17 protein-coding genes are annotated in these 19,649 nt (G+C 73.0%); 11 read left to right on the top strand and 6 right to left on the bottom strand.

Annotated elements, in window-relative coordinates:
• Positions 1-274: 274 nt before the first annotated feature.
• The 4 genes from IEZ10_RS06375 to IEZ10_RS06360 all read left to right on the top strand — a co-directional run bounded on the left by IEZ10_RS06375 (position 275) and on the right by IEZ10_RS06360 (position 5,452).
• The gene (locus tag IEZ10_RS06375; RefSeq protein ID WP_229811000.1) at positions 275-835 is read left to right on the top strand and encodes an RNA polymerase sigma factor; all 561 of its coding nucleotides are present in this window, start codon (positions 275-277) and stop codon (positions 833-835) included.
• On the top strand, positions 828-1,703 hold the full coding sequence (locus IEZ10_RS06370) for a CU044_5270 family protein (RefSeq protein WP_229810999.1): 876 nt from the start codon (positions 828-830) through the stop codon (positions 1,701-1,703). Before IEZ10_RS06375 ends, IEZ10_RS06370 begins: the two co-directional genes overlap by 8 nt.
• Positions 1,700-4,888 carry a S8 family serine peptidase gene (locus IEZ10_RS06365; protein ID WP_189245500.1) on the top strand — a complete coding sequence of 1,063 codons (3,189 nt, stop codon included), beginning with the start codon at positions 1,700-1,702 and terminating at the stop codon, positions 4,886-4,888. The genes IEZ10_RS06370 and IEZ10_RS06365 overlap by 4 nt, the downstream gene beginning before the upstream one ends.
• A gap of 264 nt (positions 4,889-5,152) precedes the next feature.
• Positions 5,153-5,452 carry a hypothetical protein gene (locus IEZ10_RS06360; RefSeq protein WP_229810998.1) on the top strand — a complete coding sequence of 100 codons (300 nt, stop codon included), beginning with the start codon at positions 5,153-5,155 and terminating at the stop codon, positions 5,450-5,452.
• A gap of 146 nt (positions 5,453-5,598) precedes the next feature.
• Here IEZ10_RS06360 and IEZ10_RS06355 read toward each other — a convergent pair whose 3' ends face one another.
• Positions 5,599-5,745, bottom strand: a complete 147-nt coding sequence (locus IEZ10_RS06355) for a hypothetical protein (RefSeq protein ID WP_189245498.1) — start codon at positions 5,743-5,745, stop codon at positions 5,599-5,601.
• A gap of 197 nt (positions 5,746-5,942) precedes the next feature.
• Entirely contained in the window at positions 5,943-6,428 is a 486-nt protein-coding gene (locus IEZ10_RS06350) for a hypothetical protein (RefSeq protein ID WP_189245497.1), read from the bottom strand.
• Positions 6,429-6,544: 116 nt separating this feature from the next.
• Between IEZ10_RS06350 and IEZ10_RS06345 the strand changes: the two genes are divergently transcribed.
• A complete protein-coding gene (locus tag IEZ10_RS06345; RefSeq protein WP_189245496.1) occupies positions 6,545-6,952 on the top strand; it encodes an MmcQ/YjbR family DNA-binding protein in 408 nt (135 codons plus the stop codon).
• Between the two features lie 24 nt (positions 6,953-6,976).
• On the opposite strand, the gene IEZ10_RS06340 is transcribed toward IEZ10_RS06345, so the two are convergent.
• Positions 6,977-7,717 carry a Clp protease N-terminal domain-containing protein gene (locus IEZ10_RS06340; protein ID WP_189245495.1) on the bottom strand — a complete coding sequence of 247 codons (741 nt, stop codon included), beginning with the start codon at positions 7,715-7,717 and terminating at the stop codon, positions 6,977-6,979.
• Between the two features lie 471 nt (positions 7,718-8,188).
• Here IEZ10_RS06340 and IEZ10_RS06335 point away from each other — a divergent pair, with 471 nt between their 5' ends.
• Positions 8,189-9,139, top strand: a complete 951-nt coding sequence (locus IEZ10_RS06335) for an RNA polymerase subunit sigma-70 (RefSeq protein ID WP_229810997.1) — start codon at positions 8,189-8,191, stop codon at positions 9,137-9,139.
• A 249-nt stretch (positions 9,140-9,388) separates the two neighbouring features.
• Positions 9,389-10,489: a serine hydrolase domain-containing protein gene (locus IEZ10_RS06330; protein ID WP_189245494.1), complete on the top strand. Its 1,101-nt coding sequence runs from the start codon at positions 9,389-9,391 to the stop codon at positions 10,487-10,489.
• A gap of 114 nt (positions 10,490-10,603) precedes the next feature.
• Here IEZ10_RS06330 and IEZ10_RS06325 read toward each other — a convergent pair whose 3' ends face one another.
• Entirely contained in the window at positions 10,604-11,044 is a 441-nt protein-coding gene (locus IEZ10_RS06325) for a VOC family protein (protein ID WP_189245493.1), read from the bottom strand.
• A gap of 122 nt (positions 11,045-11,166) precedes the next feature.
• Between IEZ10_RS06325 and recQ the strand changes: the two genes are divergently transcribed.
• Positions 11,167-13,194 (top strand): DNA helicase RecQ, encoded by a 2,028-nt coding sequence (gene recQ / locus IEZ10_RS06320; protein ID WP_229810996.1) that lies wholly within the window; start codon positions 11,167-11,169, stop codon positions 13,192-13,194.
• A gap of 240 nt (positions 13,195-13,434) precedes the next feature.
• Positions 13,435-14,736: a hypothetical protein gene (locus IEZ10_RS06315; protein ID WP_189245492.1), complete on the top strand. Its 1,302-nt coding sequence runs from the start codon at positions 13,435-13,437 to the stop codon at positions 14,734-14,736.
• A 14-nt stretch (positions 14,737-14,750) separates the two neighbouring features.
• Here the strand turns inward: IEZ10_RS06315 and IEZ10_RS06310 are convergent, their stop codons facing one another.
• Together IEZ10_RS06310 and IEZ10_RS06305 are read right to left on the bottom strand one after the other, a co-directional pair.
• Positions 14,751-15,617: an NAD(+)/NADH kinase gene (locus IEZ10_RS06310; protein ID WP_179826772.1), complete on the bottom strand. Its 867-nt coding sequence runs from the start codon at positions 15,615-15,617 to the stop codon at positions 14,751-14,753.
• 151 nt (positions 15,618-15,768) lie between these two features.
• A complete protein-coding gene (locus IEZ10_RS06305; RefSeq protein WP_229810995.1) occupies positions 15,769-16,227 on the bottom strand; it encodes a hypothetical protein in 459 nt (152 codons plus the stop codon).
• Positions 16,228-17,151: 924 nt separating this feature from the next.
• On the opposite strand from IEZ10_RS06305, the gene IEZ10_RS06300 reads away from it, so the two are divergent.
• A complete protein-coding gene (locus IEZ10_RS06300; RefSeq protein ID WP_189245491.1) occupies positions 17,152-18,537 on the top strand; it encodes a family 2B encapsulin nanocompartment shell protein in 1,386 nt (461 codons plus the stop codon).
• A 71-nt stretch (positions 18,538-18,608) separates the two neighbouring features.
• Complete coding sequence (locus tag IEZ10_RS06295; protein ID WP_189245490.1) at positions 18,609-19,646, top strand: family 2 encapsulin nanocompartment cargo protein polyprenyl transferase; 1,038 nt, start codon at positions 18,609-18,611, stop codon at positions 19,644-19,646.
• Positions 19,647-19,649: the final 3 nt, after the last annotated feature.

Genomic DNA, 19,649 nt, shown 5'->3' with positions numbered 1-19,649 from the left:
ATCTGAACGCCGGAGAGGGACTCACCGGGCTCGCCTGAGCGGCGAAGGCATGAGCGCCGGGGAAGGACGCACCGGGTTCGCCTGAGCGGCGGGCCCGGTTCGTCGTGTCTCCGGCTCCCCGCGTTCCCACGGTGACCTCCCCGCGTTCCCACGGTGACGCGCCGGACGCGGCGGCCGGCCGGGAAGAAGATTCGGGCCTGCGGCGAAGGATGGGTGATCGCAACCGAAATCCGGAAGGAAGGCTCATGTCGGAGAAGAGAACTTGATCGCGGCAGTGAGCGAACCGGGAATCGACGCCGAACTCGTCGCTCGGTACCGGCGTGACCCCGAGCTGTTCACAGAGGTGCACGACCGCTACTACCGCGACATCTACCGGTACGTGGCCGGCCGGCTGGACACGCAGATCGCCGAGGACATCACCGCCGAGACGTTCCTGCTGGCCTTCGACCAGCGCGACCGGTTCGACCCGGAACTCGGGGGCCTGCGGCCCTGGCTGTTCGGCTTCGCCACCAACCTCATCGCCAGGCACCGGCGCAAGGAGACCCGCCGCTACCGGGCGCTGGCCCGGTTGGAGCCGGAACCCGTCGTGGAAGGCCACGAGAACCGGGTCGTGACCTCCGTCACCGCCCAGCGCATGCAGCCGCATCTGGCCAAGGCACTCGCCGCGCTCTCCGGGGGCGAGCGCGACGTCCTGCTCCTCGTGGCGCTGGGCCAGCTCGGTTACGACGAGATCGCCCAGGCGCTCGGCATCGCCGTCGGCACCGTGGGCTCCAGGCTCAGCCGGGCCCGCGCGAAGATGCTCGCCCTCATCGACAAGGAGATGATCCGTGGATGACGACCTGACCCCGATCGCCACCCTGCTGGCCAGGCCCGAACCACCCGCCGAGGCGATCACCCGCAGCAGGGGGCGGCTCCAGGCCAGGATGCGCGGCCGCGCGCCCCGGCGGACCGGGTGGCTCAAGCCGGGGTTCGGCCTGGCCACGGTCGCCGCCGCCGCGGCGGCCGTCGCCGTGCTCGCCACCGGCGTGACCACGCCCGCCGACACACCGGCCACGGGCCGGGAGATCCTGCTCATGGCGGCGGTCAGCGCGGAACACGCGCCGCAGGACTCCGGGACCTACTGGCATGTCACACGTAAGTGGCCGTGGCCGGATATCCCGCCGGAGGAGAGCTGGACCACCCGGGACGGCAGGCGCTGGTCCAAGGGCGAGCCGGGTGATCCTCCGGGCGCCGTCGTGCCGGACTCGACCTCGTTCATGCTCAAGGGCGCGAAGGTGAGCTTCGAGGATCTGGAAAGGCTGCCGGCGGATCCGGAGGCGCTGAAGACACGGCTCGCCGAACTTCCGGGGCGCGACGACGACATGGCCCTCTCCGAACAACGGGGCGACCCCACCCGTCCCCTGATCACGCTGATCTCGGAACTGCCGACGCCGCCGGAGGTCCGCTCCGCGGCGTTCCGCGCCCTCGCCGCCACGCCGGGGGTCCGGGACGCGGGAGCGATGGAGGACGGACGGAAACTGCTGATCCCCGATCCCGACGGCGAAAAGGAGATCACGCTGGTCGTCGACCCCGAGACCGCCCGGGTGACCCGCACCGACCAACTCATGGGCGACAACGGAAGCGTGGGGTGGGCCGAAGGACTCATCTCACTGACCACCGGCTGGACGGACGAGCTTCCGCAGGTGGACGGCGGCAGGTCATGATTCCAGGAAAAGCGCTTCTCGCCGCCGCCGTCGTGGCGGCGACGATCGCGGGCACCGCACCCGCACCCACCCCCGCGTCCACGTCGGCGCCGCAGGCTTCCTCTCCCCGGCCGAACGGGGTGACCCTGATCACCGGCGACCGGGTCGTGATGACCGGCCGCGGGCACCGTGTGGAGCCCGGCCCCGGTCGGCAGGACGTCGGCTTCAGGAGCCAGATGCTCAAGGGACACCTGTACGTGGTTCCGTCCGACGCCCAGCCCCTGCTCACCCAGGGGACGCTCGACCGGCGGCTGTTCGACGTCACCCAGTTGCTGGAGTGGCGGTATGGGGACGCCGACAGGGGCGACATCCCGCTGATCACGCAGTCGGACGCCGGCCAGGTTCCTGCCCTCAGGAGCGCGCAGGGCGTCAAGGGGTTCGCCGGTCTCGGCATGACCACGCTCAGCCTGCCGAAGAGCGGCGCGGCCCAGGCGTGGAAGGACATGGCGGGCGGCGCCCGTACGCTGGCCGCGGGCACGGCGAAGATCTGGCTGGACGGCCGCCTGTCCTACACCCTCGACCGGAGCACCGAGCAGATCGGCGCCACCGAGGCGTGGAGGCAGGGAATGACCGGCGAGGGCGTCACGGTCGCCGTCCTCGACTCCGGCTACGACCCCGACCATCCGGATCTGAAGGGCGTGGTCACGCAGACGCGCAACTTCAGCGACGAGCCCGATATCCGCGACGACCTCGGCCACGGCACCCACGTCGCCTCGACCGTCGCGGGCAACGGTGAGAAGTACCGGGGCGTCGCCCCCGGAGCGCGGCTGGCCGTCGGAAAGGTGGGCGGGGTGGGCGGCGCCTCCGAGTCCGCCGTTGTGGCGGGCATGGAGTGGGCCGCCCTGGAGATCAAGGCCAAGATCGTCAATTTCAGCATGGCGGCCCCCGACGAGCCCGGGATCGACCCTGTGGAACAGGCGGTGAACACGCTCTCGGCGAAGGCGGGCACACTGTTCGTCGTCGGCGCGGGCAACAGCGGAAGAGCACCGGTTGGCAGTCCTGCCAGCGCCGACGCCGCCCTCGCGGTCGGCGCCGTCGACGGGCGGGACCGGATGGCGGACTTCTCCAGCACCGGCCCCCGTGCGGGCGACCACGCCGTCAAACCGGACATCACCGCGCCGGGTGTCGGCATCGTCGCGGCGGAGGCCGGCACCGACGGCGGGCACGTGGCGATGTCCGGAACCTCGATGGCGACGCCGCACGTGGCGGGGGCCGCGGCGATCCTCGCCCAGCGTCACCCCGACTGGACGGGGCAGCGGATCAAGGCCGCGCTGACCGGCGGCGCCGCCCCCTCGGCCGGGGCCACGCCGTACCAGCAGGGCACCGGGCGGGTGGACGTGGTCCGCGCCCTGAAGCAGCAGGTCACGGCTCAGACGACGGACGCCTGGGCGGCCTTCCCCTGGGGCGGTCCGAAGGAGCGCCACAGGACCGGGACCATCACCTACACCAACTCCGGCGACACGCCGGTGAGCCTCGACCTGACCGGTGGAGGAGAGGTGCTCGAACTCGGCGTCCAGAGGCTCGACGTGCCCGCCGGGGGGCAGGCGTCGGTCACGCTCACCATCGACGCGACCGGCAAGGCTCCGGGCGACTACGCCGGTACGGTCATCGCCACCGCGGGTGACACGGTGATCCGCACCGTGGCCGGCGCCTATGTCGAGCCCGAGTCCTACGACGTCACCATCACCGTCGTCGGCAGGCAGGGGCAGCCGGCCGACCCCTGGATGGCGCAGATCTACGACCCGGCGACCGGGACCGTCATCGAGCCGGTGTTCCACGGCGGCACGGCCACGGTACGGCTCCCCAAGGGCGACTGGAACGTCTACACCGAGACCGTCGAGAAGATCGACGGAAAGTGGGCCGACACCGCCGCCGACTCCCCGCTCAGGGTCGACGGCGACGGCGTCCGGCTGACGGTGGACGCGCGTCAGGGCAGGGCGACCGGGGTCACGCTCGACGACCCGAGCGCCGAGATGCGCCGCGGTTTCGAGTTCGGGCTGGCCCACGGCGCGTGGAGCTTCTCCATGTTCACCGGCCTGAACCCCAACGCCGGGTTCTTCGTCGTCCCCGTCCGCCGGTCCGGCCTGACCTACACGCTGAGGACCATGTGGCTGAGCAGGGACGTCTCTCCCAGCCCCTACGTCTACGACCTCGTCGACCGCCGCACCGACGGCATCCCCGACGATCCCACCTACCGCGCCAGGCGGAAGGAACTGGCGAAGATCTCCACGACCTACCGGGCCTCGGGCGTCGCGGCCACGGGGACGCCGATGGCCGGGCTGCCCTCCCCCGGTTTCCCGGGCATGTCCCTGATGCCGCTGGTCTACGACCTCCCCCTGCCCGGCACGCTCGTCCAGTACCGCACCCCCGGGGTGACCTACGAGAGCGGCCTCCAGGTCGGCACCTCCCTGACCTTCGACGGCGGTCGGCTCGCGAAGCGCGGGGAGAGCGGGGAGGTCTGGAACGCGGCGGTCACCGGCCCGTCGTTCCTGCTTCCGGGTGGCAGCCGCACCGGCGACGAGTTGACCTTCTCGGGGGTCGGCCTGTTGGCCGACGGGCGCCCGGGCAGGACGGGCTCGGACGCCGCCGCCACCGGCACCGCCACCCTCACCCGGGACGGGAAGACGCTGGCCCGCGCCGACCTCGCCGGCTGTGAGATCTACCGGCCGGAAGGATGCGAGCTCCGCGCCGATCTCCCCGCCGGGCCCGGCGCCTACACGCTCACCGCCTCGATGCGCAGGCAGGTGCCGCACTCGGCGCTCTCCACCGGGGTGGAGTCCGTGTGGACGTTCCGGTCCGCGACCACGGAGAAGCCGCAGCCGCTGCCGCTGACCGCGGTCCGCTACGGCCCCGACGGCCTGGACGAGTCGAACCGCGCCAAGCCGGGCGGCGTGACCCGCATGCCCGTGTGGATCGAGCGCAACCCCGGAGCCGCCGCGGCGGAGACGAGGTCGATCCGCCTGGAGATGTCCACCGACGACGGGACGAGCTGGCGCCGCGTCCCGCTCGTCCGCACCGGCTCCGGTTGGACCGCCGTGCTGCGGAACCCGTCCGCGGCCGGGTTCGTCTCCCTCCGCGCGGCCGTGACCGACACGGCGGGCACCGGCCTGACCCAGACGATCACCCGCGCCTACGCCGTCGGCTGACCGTCGGGCGGAAGCTCGGGCGGCCGCCCGAGCCGATCGTCCGGATCTCCCGCGTCCCCGGTCCCGCCGTCGGCCGGACCCTCCTCCACGCCTAGAACGCGGACCGTCACGTACGGCCACGCCCGGCCGGGATGACGGTACGCGGCGACCGGCTCGGATCACCTCCGGGCCGTGTCCCGCCCGGTGGCCGATCGTTGAGTTGATCGTGATGACGTCCGCGGGCCGGCCTGCCTCCGGCGGGCCGCGCACGGGGGATCCGGCGGCATGGGAACGCCGGGCCGTTCACGTCGTTCCTACGATCGGGAAAGCGGTGTGGTGGACCTTCTGAAGCTCGTACCGAAGATCTTCCTGTCCGGGATGCTCAGGGGCGTCTGCGGGCTGCTGATCACACTGCCGCTCTATCACTACAAGGTATGGCCCTTCACCGAGCCTCTGTCCTGGGGATGGGCGATCACGTTTCCCTTTGTGATCGGGATGAGCGGGGCGGTGGGGGAGACCATTACCTCCATCCGGGAGCGAAGGGGGAAAGGGCGAAGGCCGGCGGGGGAGCCTGGGGAGCCGTGACCCCGGGTCGCGGCTCTCCCCGTACGGCGGCTGCGGGAAGAGGTCGCCGACCGGAAGACGTACGCGGGCGGGACATGACCGTGCGGCGTGTGTCGCGGGGTGACCCACCCGGGCGGGACGGCCCCCGCCGCACGGTCACCGCGCGGTCAAAGGTCGCCGAACTTCGGGATCAGCTCGGTCAGCACCCACAGGGCCAGGCCGAGGGCGATGAGGTTGACCCGGGGGCCGCCGATGTTGAACGCGGCCAGCACGAAGCAGGCGAGAGCGAGGATCAGCAGGAGAAGGGTGAGCATGGGGGGCTCCTTTCGTCTCGTTCGGGCCAGCCGCGACTACCCATGATCAATGCCCTTATGCGCACCGCCCGTTCCAGGCCGGTACGGTGCCCCTCCCGGGGTCCGGCCCGCGGGTTTCGCCGTGGCGCGGCTCCACGGAACGGGCCGCGGCCACCGGAATGCGGACCGGTGCTCCGGCCTTCAGGCCGGGGAGCGCGTCAACGGACCCGCCACAGACCCTCGTCCACGCGGAGCCCCGGCAGGCCGGGGATCGGCGCGGTGGCCGTGTACAGGGTGAACCGGTCGCCGTCCTCCTCCAGCGCGGCGCGGAGCAGGCCGCCGTCCGGCAGGACCACCGTCCACAGGCCCGGCGGTTCGGCGTCGCCGTACAGCACGTGGGCGCCGAAGCGCGCGGCGAACCTCCCGGCGAACTCCTCGCGGCCCACCCGGTCGGCGAGACGTCCCTCGACGCCGACGTCGAAGCGCATCGCGAAGTGGCCGCCGACCTCCTCATAGGCGCAGAACGCGGCGAACACCGTGTCCGGCGGGACGTCCCGCAGGTCCTCGTCCAGCCGGTCGGCGTGACCGACGAACAGCTCGTGCCCGGCGATCCCGAAGCAGCCGAGCAGGAACTCCCGCAGCTCGGCCTCGGGGATGAGACGGGACGACAGGCCGTCGTAGCCCGTGGCGGGTGTCGTCGTCACACGGGCACCCTACGCGCCCGTCCGGCGGCACCCGGACCGTGGCGGACCGTCGCCGGGTGACGGACTCGGCGTACCGCGCGGGGAAATGTCGGGGCGCTCTGGTAGGTGTCTGGGCCATGGGTGTGAGCGTTGAGGAGTTCCTGGGGATGCTGGACAGACTGCCGGAGGTCGAGCAGACCCCCGGCGGTGACTGGATCTCGCTGAAGGTGCGGGGCAGCGGGTTCGGTTACCTGTGGGAGAGGACCGAGACCGTCGGGCTGAAGGCGACGATCGAGGAGCAGATCGCGCTGGTGGCCGAGCGGCCGGAGGTCTTCGAGGTCCAGTTCACCGCGGGGCGGTTCGGCTGGGTCGTGGTGCACCTGGCCGGGATCGACGCCGACGAGCTGTTCGAGCTGGTCACCGAGGCGTGGTGCCTGACGGCGCCCAAGCAGTTGATCGCCGCGCACGGGGTGGGGCCGGACGAAGGCGAGGCGGGGCCGTACGCGCGTGAGGCGGAACGGTCCGCGGAGCGGGCCGGGCGGTAGCGGTACGGCCCGCCCGCCCGGAGGTCACTTCCCGTCGCGGGCGGCGACGATGGCGGCCAGGACGGCGACGACGTCCGCCTCCACCGCGGCCTTGCCGACGCCGAGCCCGGAGAGCGGGCCGGTGCCGTTCTCCAGCTCCAGCAGCCCGAGCAGGATGTGCTCGGTCCCGATGTAGTTGTGGCCCAGCCGCAGGGCCTCCCGGTACGTCAGCTCCAGGGCCTTGCGGGTCCGCGCGCCGTACGGGACGGGGTCGGGCGCCTGGCCGGCCGCCGGGGGCAGTGCCGCGGTGGCGGCCCGCCGTACGGCGTCCGGCGGCGCGCCGTGCTTGGCGAGCACCTTGGCGGCGATGGCCTCCGGCTCGCTCAGCAACCCGAGTGTCAGGTGCTCGGGGCGGACCTCGTCGTTGCCGGCCGCGTGGGCCTCCCGCCGGGCGGCCGCCACGACGTTGCGCGCCCGGTCGGTGAACCGGCTCATCCCCTGGGCGGGGTCGAGGTCGAACGACTCATCGGAGACCTTCGGGACGAAGCGTTTCTGGGCCGCCTGCTTGGTGACGCCCATGCTCCTGCCGATGTCGGTCCAGGACGCGCCCGACCGGCGTGCCTGGTCCACGAAGTGGCCGATGAGGTGGTCGGCCACGTCGCCGAGGTGCTCGGCGGCGATGACCGCGTCGGAGAGCTGGTCGAGCGCGTCGGGGTGCGCCCTTTTGATGGCCTCGATCATGTCGTCGAGCCGGACCGGGTTCGTGGGGTTGATCGGATTCTCCATATCGTCAACCATAGGTTGACGATATGGAGGCGTCAACCATGAGTTGACGTCTGGGGCCGCCGGGGATGGTCGTCGCATCCCGGTGACACCTGCCGGCGGGGCCGGGTCGGCGCCGGCGCCGACCCGGCCGAACTTCGACCGGTCGAACTTCGATCCCGTCGGGAACCCTCCGGGTCCGCCGCGGGTCCGGTCAGGCGAACCGGCCGTCACGCGCCGGGAGGCCGTGACCGAGCCCGTGCGTGCGATCGTGAGGTCGCCGGCTCCGCACCCGTCAGGCGCCGCCGAAGCCCCGGGACACGGCGGCGCTCCGGGTGAGGAACCGGCGGCCGTCTCCGGCGGTCGCGGAGCGGGTGGAACGGCTAGCATTCCCGCCATGGTGGAGATCGGGACGAGACCACCCGTTCCGGATGCCTCCGGTCTCCGGAGGGCCGGTCACCGGGCCGGACGGCCGCCGCGGGCGGGGCGATAGCCGTGGACGGGTTCGATGAGCGCCTGGCGGAGCACCGGCGGGAGCTGCACGTGCACTGCTACCGGATGCTCGGCTCCTTCGACGAGGCCGAGGACCTGGTGCAGGAGACGTTCCTGCGGGCCTGGCGCCGCCGCGACACGCTGCGCGACGCCGACGGTCTGCGGGCCTGGCTGTACCGGATCGCCACCAACGCCTGCCTGGACCATCTGCGGGCCCGTCCGCGCCGTCCCGAGCCGCGACCGGCTCCGGCCGCGGCCGACCCCGGGATCGACCCGCCGTCCTGGGACGCGGTCCCGTGGCTGCAGCCGTACCCCGACACGCTGCTGGACGCGGCAGAGACGGTCATCGAGCGCGAGACGATCGAGCTGGCCTTCCTGGTCGCGATCCAGCACCTGCCGCCCCGGCAGCGCGCGGTGCTGATCCTGCGCGACGTGCTCGGCTGGCCGGCGCAGGAGGCCGCCGAGGCGCTGAACCTGACCGTCGCGGCGGTGAAGAGCGCCCTGCAGCGGGCCCGGCCGACGGTCCGCAGGCACCTGCCCGCGCGGCGGCTGGAGTGGACCCCGTCCGCCGAGCCCACCGCGCGGGAACGCGCCGTCCTGCGGCGCTACATCGACGCCATCGAGCACTCCGACCCCGCCGTCCTGCTGGAGGTGCTGCGCGAGGACGTCCTGCAGACGATGCCGCCGCAGCCCATCTGGCTGCTGGGCCGCGAGACCTTCGTCGCGGCCTGGATCTCGGCCATGGTCGGCCCGGAGGCGTGGGGGGACTGGCGGGTCCTGCCCGTCCGGGCGAACCGCCAGCCCGCGGCCGCCGCGTACCTGCGCCGGGCCGGCGAGCCGGACTTCCGCCCCTCCTGGCTCGGCGTGCTGCGGATCGAGGACGGTCTGGTGACCCAGGTGACCACGTACGGGGAAGAGGTCTTCGGCCGGTTCGGCCTGCCGCCCGCGCTGTGAGCCGCCCGGCCCCGGGACGTCCGTGCGGCGGGACCGTCGGCCTTGGACGTCCGTACGGCGGGACCGTGCGGACGCCGGGACCTCTGTGCGGCGGGACCGTCGGCCTTGGACGTCCGTACGGCGGGACCGTGCGGACGCCGGGTGACCGGTCGCGGAGAACCGTGCCGCGGCGGCCGATTCCTTTTCCGCGCTCCTCTCGTCTCATGAGTGGGTGACCCCGGAACAAGAGACTTCGAGAGAGGAACCACCATGACCGATCTCCAGCGTGACCTGCGGGCGGCCGTCGACGAGCTCGTCGGCTCCGGAGCGGAGCGCGGCGTGCAGGTGGCCGTCTACCGGCGGGGCGAGCTCGTGGCCGACGTGGCGGCGGGCGTCGCCGACCCGGAGACGGGCCGCCCCCTCACCGCCGGCACCCCCGTCTACGCCACCTCGACGGGCAAGGGCGTGACCGCGGCCGTGGTCCACGTGCTGGCCGAGCGCGGAGCCCTCGACTACGACATGCCGATCGCCGACGTGTGGCCGGAGTTCGCCGCGCACGGCAAGGAGAAGGCGACCGTACGGCACGCGCTGACCCACTCCACCGGGGTGCCCGGGGTACCGGTCGGCACGACGCCCGAGGACCTGTGCGACTGGGACCGGATGTGCGCCGCGATCGCCGCCGCCGCGCCGTGGTGGGAGCCGGGCACCCGGTTCGGCTACCACGCCCAGACCTACGGCTACATCCTCGGTGAGGTCGTGCGCCGGGTGACCGGCAGGCGCATCTCCCAGGTGCTCCGGGACGAGGTCGCCGAGCCGCTCGGCGTGGCCGGGGAGCTGTTCTTCGGCGTCCCGGAGCCCGACCTCGGCCGGCTCGCCCGGCTGGAGGACGCCGCGCCCGCGATGGAGATGCCCGCCGAGATGCTGGCGGGGATCCCGTTCTTCCGGGTGGTCGGCGGGTATACGGCCGCGCCCATGGCGGCGATGCCGGACGCCGCGTTCGGCAACCGCGCCGACGTGCTGACCTCCGACATCCCGGCGGGCGGCACGATGACCGCCCGCGCGGTGGCGCGGATGTACGACGCGCTGCTGGGCGGGAGGCTCGTGTCACCCCGGCGGCTGCGCGAGCTGTCGTCGGTGGCGGTGGAGGGCGTCGACGAGGTCGCCGGCAACCACGCGAAGATGGGGCTCGGCTACTCGGTCGGCCTGTTCGATCTCGGGCCGACCGTGTTCGGGATGGGTGGCAGTGGGGGCACCGCCGCCTTCGCGGACACCGCCACCGGGACCAGCGTCGGCGTGATGAAGAACCTCGTCTCGGCCGGTGACTTCGGCACCGCCGAGCGGATCGCGCGGATCGCCCTCGGGAAGGGCTGACCGCCGCCCCGGGGCCGCGCGGGCGAAGGAGGCGGGCGGCACGGACGCCTCCGCCCGGGCCCTCCGCGTCTCTGACCGCGTGCCGCCGCGCCCATCGGACGCGGCGGCACGCGGTCAGAGTGATCGCTGGTCACGCCGGAGAGGGTGGTCGGCGGGGATCTCCACGAGGACGATGGGCGTCCCGTCGGGGTCCTCGATCCACATCTCGACGAGCCCCCACGGCTCCTGGCGCGGTTCCCGCAGCACGCGGACCCCGCGGGCGGCCAGCCGTTCGTGCTCGGCCTGGACGTCACGGACCTGGAGCCAGATCCCGGCCGTCCTCTCCGGCCGGTCGGCACCCGCCTGCCCGCCCGTTCCGCCGTCCGCCCGTCCGCCCGTGCCTCCGGAGTGCCCGGAGACCTCCAGGAACCCCTGACCGAGGAAGAACACCACGCCGGGGTCGGAGGGCGGGCCGAACTCGCGGTAGACCGCGAGACCGAGTACGTCGCGGTAGAAACGGCGGCTGCCCTCCGGGTCGGAGGGGCGTATCAGCATCCGGCTGCTCAGCACTTCCATGATGTGGTCGTGCCCGCCGCGCGGGCCGTCGTCCCGCCGTGAGCGTGAGATCGGATGGCCGGATGGGGACGGACGCGGGTGGTGTTCCGCGGGAGGTGCGCGGGGCCTCGTAGAATGACGCGATGTCTTCGCCTGAGAGCGGTCCCGAGCCGAGTCCCGAGCCGAGCCCCGAATCGGGCTTCGAATCAGGCTTCGAGGTGGGGCGAGGCTCCGAGTCGCGCCCGGACGCGACCTCCGGGACGCGTCGGCCGGCCCCCGAGCCGTACTCCGGCCCGGACCCCGAGCCGAACCCCGTACCGGACTCCGAGCCGTACCCCGGCCCGGACCCCGAGGTGAGCGACGCGGCGCGGGTGCTGCAGCGCGTCTTCGGCTACCCCTCGTTCCGGGAGGGCCAGCAGGAGATCATCGACCACGTCGTCGCGGGCGGCGACGCGCTGGTGCTGATGCCGACCGGCGGCGGCAAGTCCCTGTGCTACCAGATCCCGGCCCTCGTCCGCCCGGGCACCGGCGTGGTGGTCTCGCCGCTCATCGCGCTGATGCAGGACCAGGTCGACGCGCTGACCGCGCTCGGGGTGCGCGCCGGGTTCCTCAACTCCACCCAGGAGCCCGACGAGCGCGCCCGGATGGAGGAGGCGTTCGTCGCCGGGGAGCTCGACCTGCTATACCTCGCGCCGGAGCGGCTGCGGTCCGAGCAGACGCTGCGGCTGCTCGGCAACGGCAAGATCTCGCTGTTCGCCATCGACGAGGCGCACTGCGTGGCCCAGTGGGGCCACGACTTCCGGCCCGACTACCTCGCGCTGTCCACCCTGCACGAGCGCTGGCCCGACGTCCCGCGGATCGCGCTCACCGCGACCGCGACCCCGGCCACCCACGCCGAGATCGCCGCCCGGCTCAACCTCGGGGAGGCCCGTCACTTCGTGGCGAGCTTCGACCGCCCGAACATCCAGTACCGCATCGTCCCGAAGAACGAGCCGAGACGGCAGTTGCTGGAGCTGCTGCGCACCGAGCACCCCGGCGACTCCGGCATCGTCTACTGCCTGTCGCGGGCCTCGGTGGAGAAGACCGCCGAGTTCCTGGTGCAGCAGGGCTTCACCGCGCTGCCCTACCACGCGGGGCTCGACGCGCCCACCCGCGCCGCCAACCAGGCGCGCTTCCTGCGGGAGGACGGCGTCGTCATGGTCGCCACCATCGCGTTCGGCATGGGCATCGACAAGCCCGACGTGCGGTTCGTCGCCCACCTCGACCTGCCCAAGTCCATCGAGGGCTACTACCAGGAGACCGGCCGCGCCGGGCGCGACGGCCTGCCCTCGACCGCCTGGCTGGCCTACGGCCTGCAGGACGTCGTGCAGCAGCGCAGGATGATCGACACCTCCGAGGGCGACGACGCCCACCGCCGCCGCCTGGCCGCCCACCTCGACGCCATGCTGGCGCTCTGCGAGACGGTCGAGTGCCGCCGGACCGGGCTGCTCGCCTACTTCGGCCAGCGGGGCGACGCCTGCGGCAACTGCGACACCTGCCTCACGCCGCCGGAGGCGTGGGACGGCACGATCGCCGCCCAGAAGCTCCTGTCGGCGGTGTTCCGGCTCCAGCGTGAGCGGCGCCAGAAGTTCGGCGCCGGGCAGATCATCGACATCCTCCTCGGCCGGAACACCCCCAAGGTCCTCCAGCACGGCCACGACTCCCTGACGGTCTTCGGGATCGGCACCGAGCTGAGCGAAGGCGAGTGGCGCGCCGTGGTGCGCCAGCTCCTGGCACAGGGCCTGCTGACCGTCGAGGGCGACTACGGCACGCTCGTGCTCACCGAGGCGAGCGGGGAGGTGCTGGGCCGGAGGCGGCAGGTCCCGCTGCGGCGCGACCCCGCGCGGGCGGCGCGGGCCGCCAAGCCCGCCAAGGCCGCCAGAACGCGCTCCGCCGTGCCCGACGAGCTGCCGGAGGAGGCCCTGCCGGTGTTCGAGCGGCTGCGCGCCTGGCGCGCGGCCACCGCCAAGGAGCAGGGCGTGCCCGCCTACGTGGTCTTCCACGACGCCACGCTGCGCGAGATCGCCACCCGCTCCCCGTCCTCGCTGCCCGAACTCGGCGAGGTGAGCGGCGTCGGCGAGAACAAGCTGGCGAAGTACGGCGAGCGGATCCTGGAGGTCCTCGCCGGCTGAGGCGGACCGGGCATCGGCCGTTCTCCCGCGCCGCTCACCGTGTTCCCGCGCCGGTCATCCCGCCGCGCGCCCGAGCCGCGCCCGGCCGTACGGCCGGGCGGCGCCGCCCGGCCGCCGGGAACGTCACGGGATGTCACCACAGTCACTGGAATGAGTATCCGTTTCACGCGAAACACGGCGAACATTCTGGAATGATCTGGAGATCTCCTGTCGGACCCCCAGACTGACGGACCGCAACTGATGCCTCCCATCGATCAGATCACCACCTTCACCTCGGATCAACCGGTCCTGACGGCCGTCATCTGCGTGCTCGCCCTGGCCGTCCTGGCCCTTCTCTGCTTCGCGCTCCGCGCCGCTCTGCGCGCGACCGGCCGTTTCCTCCGCACCCACGTGGCGCCCCGTCCCGCCGAGGACATCCTCACCATCGTCGCGGCCAGCATCGCCACCGGCGTGTCCGCCCAGGGCATGTGGCGCTTCTCCGGCGACGTCCTGGGCTTCGACGGGCCGCTGCGGCTGCTGCTGTTCGCGTTCATCGAAGTCGCGGTGGTCACCAGCGCCGTGCGCGCCCGCCGCAACATGAGGGAGAACTTCTCCGCGGGCATCGACGGCATCGCCGTGTGGGCGCTCACCTGCCTGACCGCCGTCCTGTCGAGCATGGACGCCCGCAGCCCCGCCGAGGCCGTCTTCCGGCTCTCCGCCCCGCTGGTGGCCGCCTGGCTGTGGGAGCGCGGCATGGCGATCGAACGGCACCGCATCACCGGCCGCTCCCGCATCAACTGGCGGATCACCCCCGAGCGCGTGCTCGTCCGGGTCGGGCTGGCCGAGGTCAGCGACCGCACCGCCAGCGAGGTGGACGCCCACCGGAGGCTGACCCGGGTCGCCCTGGCGGCCAAGCGCGCCCGCGCGCTCCGCGCGGCCGGGGCGTCCGACCGCAAGATGCGCGCCGCGCTCGCCAAGCTGGACCGCGCGATGGACCAGGCGGTGGAGCACACCGGCCTGGCGGCCGACCCGGCCCGCCAGGAGGCGCTGCTGTCCCAGATCGGGGCACTGTTCAACACCTCGGCGCTGATCGACCTGCGGCCGCCCGTCCCGTGGGCTCCCGAGCCGCAGGGGTCACCCGCCGCCCAGGGGTCACCGGCCGTCCAGGGGGCGCTGCCCGCTGCCGCGCCGGCCCCGGCGGCGCTGCTGGACGATGACGACGACGAGGACATCAAGACCGCCGACGGCGCGGCGCCGGATACCGCCCCGGTCGTCGACACGGCGCAGCGCGCGGCCCTGATCCGGGCGGCGCGGGAGTACTGGGACCGGCAGATCGACCGGAAGTTCGTCCCCCGCGCGGCCGACATCGCCCACGAGACGGGCATCTCGCCGGCCGCCGCCCGGGAGCTCCGCGCCCTGTGGAAGCTGGAGCCCCGTGCCCACGCCCTCATCGAGGCCGCCTACCGGGAGCACGGGATCATCGACACCGGGACGTTCCCCGCCATCGAGACGTCCGAGCGGATCCTCACGGTGAACGGCTCGTCCCCGTCCGCGTCCGCCTGAACCGCCGGTCCGGGCTACGGCTCGATCTCGGCGCTGCCGTTGACGCGGAGCTTGCGGCGGGCGCGCTCGTAGAAGCTGGAGCCGCCGAGCCGTACGACCCAGGCGGCGGCGCGCACCGCGGTGACCGTGATCCGGTCGCCGGCCGTCAGGTGGGTGCCCACCGCGCCGTCCACCTCCAGGGCGAGCTGCCCGCTCGTCGGCAGCACCTCAAGGGTGAGCTTCTCGTCGGCGGAGAGCATCAGCGCACGGTTGAAGGCCGAGTGCGCGGCGGACGGCACGACCAGGAACCCCTCGACCATCGGCGAGACGATCGGCCCGCCCGCCGAGAAGCTGTAGGCGGTCGATCCGGTGGAGGTCGCCACGATCACGGCGTCGGCCGCGTAGCGGACGAACGGGTGGTCCTCCACGGACACCGCCACCGCGGCCAGCCCGCAGCCGGGGATGCGGACCATGGCGACGTCGTTGAACGCCGTCACCGTCTCCCCGTCGGGCAGGGTCGCCCGGATGGCCATGCGGGGCTCGGCCATGTAGTGGTAGTCCTCGATCGCCTGCAGCGCCGAGGTCAGCTCGTCGACGTCGATCTCCGCCAGGAAGCCCAGCTTGCCGAGGTTCACGCCGAGGATCGGGGTGGGCCGTCCGGCGATGAGCCGCATGGTGCGCAGCATGGTGCCGTCGCCGCCCAGGCTGACCAGCAGGTCGCAGCGTTCCACCAGCTCCTGGGTGTTGACCGGTACGGCGCTGCAGTGGATCCGCCCGACCTCGTCGGTGAGGCCGAACACCGTGACACCCCGCGCGCTCGCCCATTTGACGATCGTGTCGATGGCCTCCTTGGAGTCGCGCCTCGGGTGCAGGACCAGCCCCACCGTTTCGACTACGCTCATGCGGCCCACTGTACGGCGCACGGATCCGGGGTACGGCGAGCGCCTTCCCCGGTTCGCGCGGCGGGGCCCCACCGCGCGGGCACCGCCCCGGTCCGGGATGTCGTGCCAGGTCGGGGCCGGTGGTCCGGACGGCCGGCCGCCCGTACGGGCCTCACCCGCCGGAGCGGGGGTCCGGGGTGCGGCGCCGCTCCCGCAGCCGCGCCTCGTGGATGTGCCGGCGACCGCCGGCGAGCCGTTCCCTGATCCGCCGCTCCAGGTCGGTGAAGAGGCGGTAGTAGGAGTCGTCGTAGCCCTCCACGATCTGGAACGTCCAGTGGCCGGGCAGCACGTCGCGGCCGATCAGCTCCTTGGACACGGTGTCGGCCGACTCGGCGTGCCCCGCCGCGCGCAGCAGTTTCACGGCCTCGTCGAGCTGGAAGTCGGCGTGGCCGGTGAGCTGGTGGAAGGAGTAGAGGTGCCCGCGGGCGCGCTCGGTCGTCTCCAGGGCCTCCGAGAGCTTCCCGAGCGCCTCCGCGGTCACGTCGTCGACGTCCGGGGCGGTGCGGTCCCCGGAGGGCTCCGAGGGGGCCCGGCTCCCGGCGGGGCCGGTGGGCCGTTCGTCGTGGGTCACCTGTTCTCCTCACGGTCGGTCGGGTGTCTTCCGGACGCGGCGGCGCCGTGCCGTACGGCGGGGGGCCGGCGGACGGCGCGGGAGGACGCCGTGGCGGGGCGGTGAGAGCCGTCCCGCCCGGGGCGTCCGTGCCGCGGCGAGGGGCCCCTACCCGCCGCGCGGGACCGGACACCCCGTTTCCGGAAGGTTCGCCGGTGCGGCTCCGGGAAAACCTCCCGGGCCGCGGTCGGGCACATCCGGTGGGTTTTCTGCGGGCGGTGCCGTTTTTTTCGGATTATTTCCATGATGATGATCCCAGCTGGGATGGAAGAGTCTTTTTCCCATGGTTTCGCGGGCCGCCGCTCCGGGGGCGGAAGAGGAGAATTCGGTTTCCGGGGAGCCCGGCCCCGGCGCCGGGCGCGTCGGAGCCGGGCCGGTGGGGAACCGGTGAGGGCCGCTGAGGGGCGATGGGGAGCCGGTGGGATCGAGGCGGGGGCTGACACGGACCGCGGGAGATCGGCGCGGAGCCGGTGAAAGGGCGGCGTGCAGGCGGGCGCGGCCCTGGCGCGGTTGCGATCCGCGGCCGGCTCGGGGCCGACCGGGGGGTGGGTGCGAGACCGCCGGGAGGCCGGCGAGGCCGCCGGGCGGGACCCGGCCCGGCGCTCCCCGGACTCCGAAGGTATCCGTATAAATCCCGCCTTCTTCCTTATGGCCGATTTGAGAAAATGGCACCTTTTATAATTTGCCAAGCGATATCCGGAGCTTGACAGGTCATTTAAGGGGAACCCAAAATTGAGCCCGTCCGTGACGCCGGTCGGTATGATCGGCCGTTACGGGCGCTGGAAGTCTCGCTGATTCGACCGCCGGCGACCTGTCGATTCCGCATTTTCCGATCCATGTTTCATCCCTCCCCTTAGATACGAGTGCGGATAGGTGGTGTGTGTTGTGACGGAGTCCGACGCGGGCCTGGGGCGGCTCAGCCTGAGCACGGCGGCGGCGCGCAATCTCGCGACGACGACCAAGACGGTCCCGCAGATGCAGGAGATCTCCTCGCGGTGGCTGCTGAAGATGCTTCCGTGGGTGCAGGTCTCGGGCGGCACGTACCGGGTCAACCGCCGGCTCACCTACACCGTGGGGGACGGGCGGGTCAGCTTCGTCACCACGGGGTCGCAGATCAGCGTCGTCCCGGCGGAGCTGTGCGAGCTGCCGCTGCTGCGGGCCTTCGACGACTCGGCGACGCTGGAGGCGCTGGCCGCCCGGTTCGAGCAGCGCGAGTTCGCGCCCGGAGACGTCCTGGTGCAGGCCGGGCAGCCGGCCGACCAGATCGTCATCATCGCCCACGGCAAGGTCAACAAGATCGGCACGGGTCCCTACGGCGACGAGGTCGTTCTCGGGGGGCTGGCCGGCGGCGACCACTTCGGCGACGAGACGCTGACCGACCCGCACGACGAGTGGCAGTTCACCGCCAAGGCCGTCACCTCGGGAACCGCGATGATCCTGCCGCTGGCGGCCTTCCAGGAGGTCACCGAGCGCTCCGAGCCGCTGCAGGCGCACCTGCGCCTGCTGGCCGAGCCCGGGGGCCCGCGCAACAGGTACGGCGAGGCCGCCGTCGAGGTGGCCGCCGGGCACAGCGGGGAGCCCGCCCTGCCCGGCACGTTCGTCGACTACGAACTCGCGCCCCGCGAGTACGACCTCAGCGTGGCGCAGACCGTGCTGCGCGTGCACAGCAGGGTGGCGGACCTGTACAACGACCCGATGAACCAGGTGGAGGAGCAGCTCCGGCTGACGATCGAGGTGCTGCGCGAGCGCCAGGAGCACGAGCTGGTCAACAACCCCGAGTTCGGCCTCCTGCACAACGCCGACCTCAAGCAGCGGATCCACACCCGCAGCGGCCCGCCCACGCCGGACGACCTGGACGAGCTGATCAGCCGCCGCAGGAGCACCCACTTCATCCTCGCCCACCCCACGGCCATCGCGGCCTTCGGCCGGGAGTGCAGCAGGCGGGGGCTCTACCCCCTGGGCATCGACCTCGGCGGGAACACGGTGCCCGCCTGGCGCGGCATTCCGATCTTCTCCTGCAACAAGATCCCCATCACGGAGAACCGGACGACGTCGATCCTCGCCCTCAGGGTGGGGGAGGAGCACCAGGGGGTCGTCGGCCTGCACCAGACCGGCATCCCCGACGAGTACCAGCCGAGCCTGTCGGTGCGCTTCATGGGGATAGACGAGAAGGCGATCATCTCCTACCTGGTCAGCGCCTACTACTCGGCCGCCGTCCTGGTCCCCGACGCGCTCGGCGTGCTGGAGGACGTCGAGCTCGGCCACTACTGACCGTCCCGCGGGGTGGCCGCGGGCAAGAGCGAGGTCCCCCGCGGGGGTGGGGGACACACTGGAGGGAAAAGATGACCGCTGTCGAGCTGACGGCCGAGGGGCGATCGGCGGCCGAGGTGCTGACCTGGAGCCGCCGGATGGTCGAGTCCGTCATACGACCGGCGGCCGGCGGGCTGCCCCCGTCGATGCGGCACATCGCCGGCTACCACTTCGGCTGGTGGGACGAGCACGGCGGTCCCGTCGAGGCGGACGGCGGCAAGGCGATCCGGCCCGCGCTGGCGCTGCTGGCGGCCGAGGCGGTGGGGGGCGCCGCCGCGGCGGCGCTGCCCGCAGCGGCCGCCGTCGAGCTGGCGCACAACTTCTCCCTCCTGCACGACGACGTGATGGACGGCGACCGGACCCGCCGCCACCGTCCCACGGCGTGGGCCGTCTTCGGGGTGAGCCCGGCGATCCTGGCCGGCGACGCCCTGCTGACCCTGGCCTTCGACGTGCTCGTGGCGGGGGGACCGGCGGCTCCGGAGGCGGCGCGGATCTTCGGCGCCGCGGTCCAGGAGTTGCTGGAGGGCCAGCACGCCGACGTCGCCTTCGAAAGGCGCGGCCACGTCGAACTGGACGAGTGCCTGGACATGGTGGCGGGCAAGACCGGCGCGCTGCTGGCCGCCGCGTGCGCGCTCGGCGCGCTGTTCGGCGGCGCGGACCCCGAGCGCGTCGAGGGCCTGCGGGCCTTCGGCGCGGATCTGGGGCTGGCGTTCCAGTTCGTGGACGACCTGCTGGGCATCTGGGGGGACCCCGCGGTGACCGGCAAACCCGTCCACTCCGACCTGCGGAGCAGGAAGAAGTCGCTGCCGGTGGTGGCGGCGCTCGCCTCCGGCACCGCGGCGGGGCGGGAGCTGGCCGGCCTCTACACCAGGGAGGAGCCCCTGACGGAGGCCGATCTGGCCCGCGCCGCGGACCTCGTCGAGGCCGCGGGCGCCCGCGCCTGGAGCCGGGAGCGGGCCGACGAGCTGCTGGGCCGGGCGCTGGGCCACCTGGAGGCGGCGGGCTCGGTGCGGCGGCCCGTCGCCGAACTGGCCACACTCGCCCGCCTGGCCACCCGGCGCGACCGCTGACCG

The sequence above is a fragment of the Streptosporangium pseudovulgare genome (genome assembly GCF_014648055.1).
GTDB lineage: Bacteria > Actinomycetota > Actinomycetes > Streptosporangiales > Streptosporangiaceae > Streptosporangium > Streptosporangium pseudovulgare.
The sequence above is the reverse complement of the archived record's forward strand: the minus strand, read 5'-3'. Positions and strand labels throughout refer to the sequence as shown.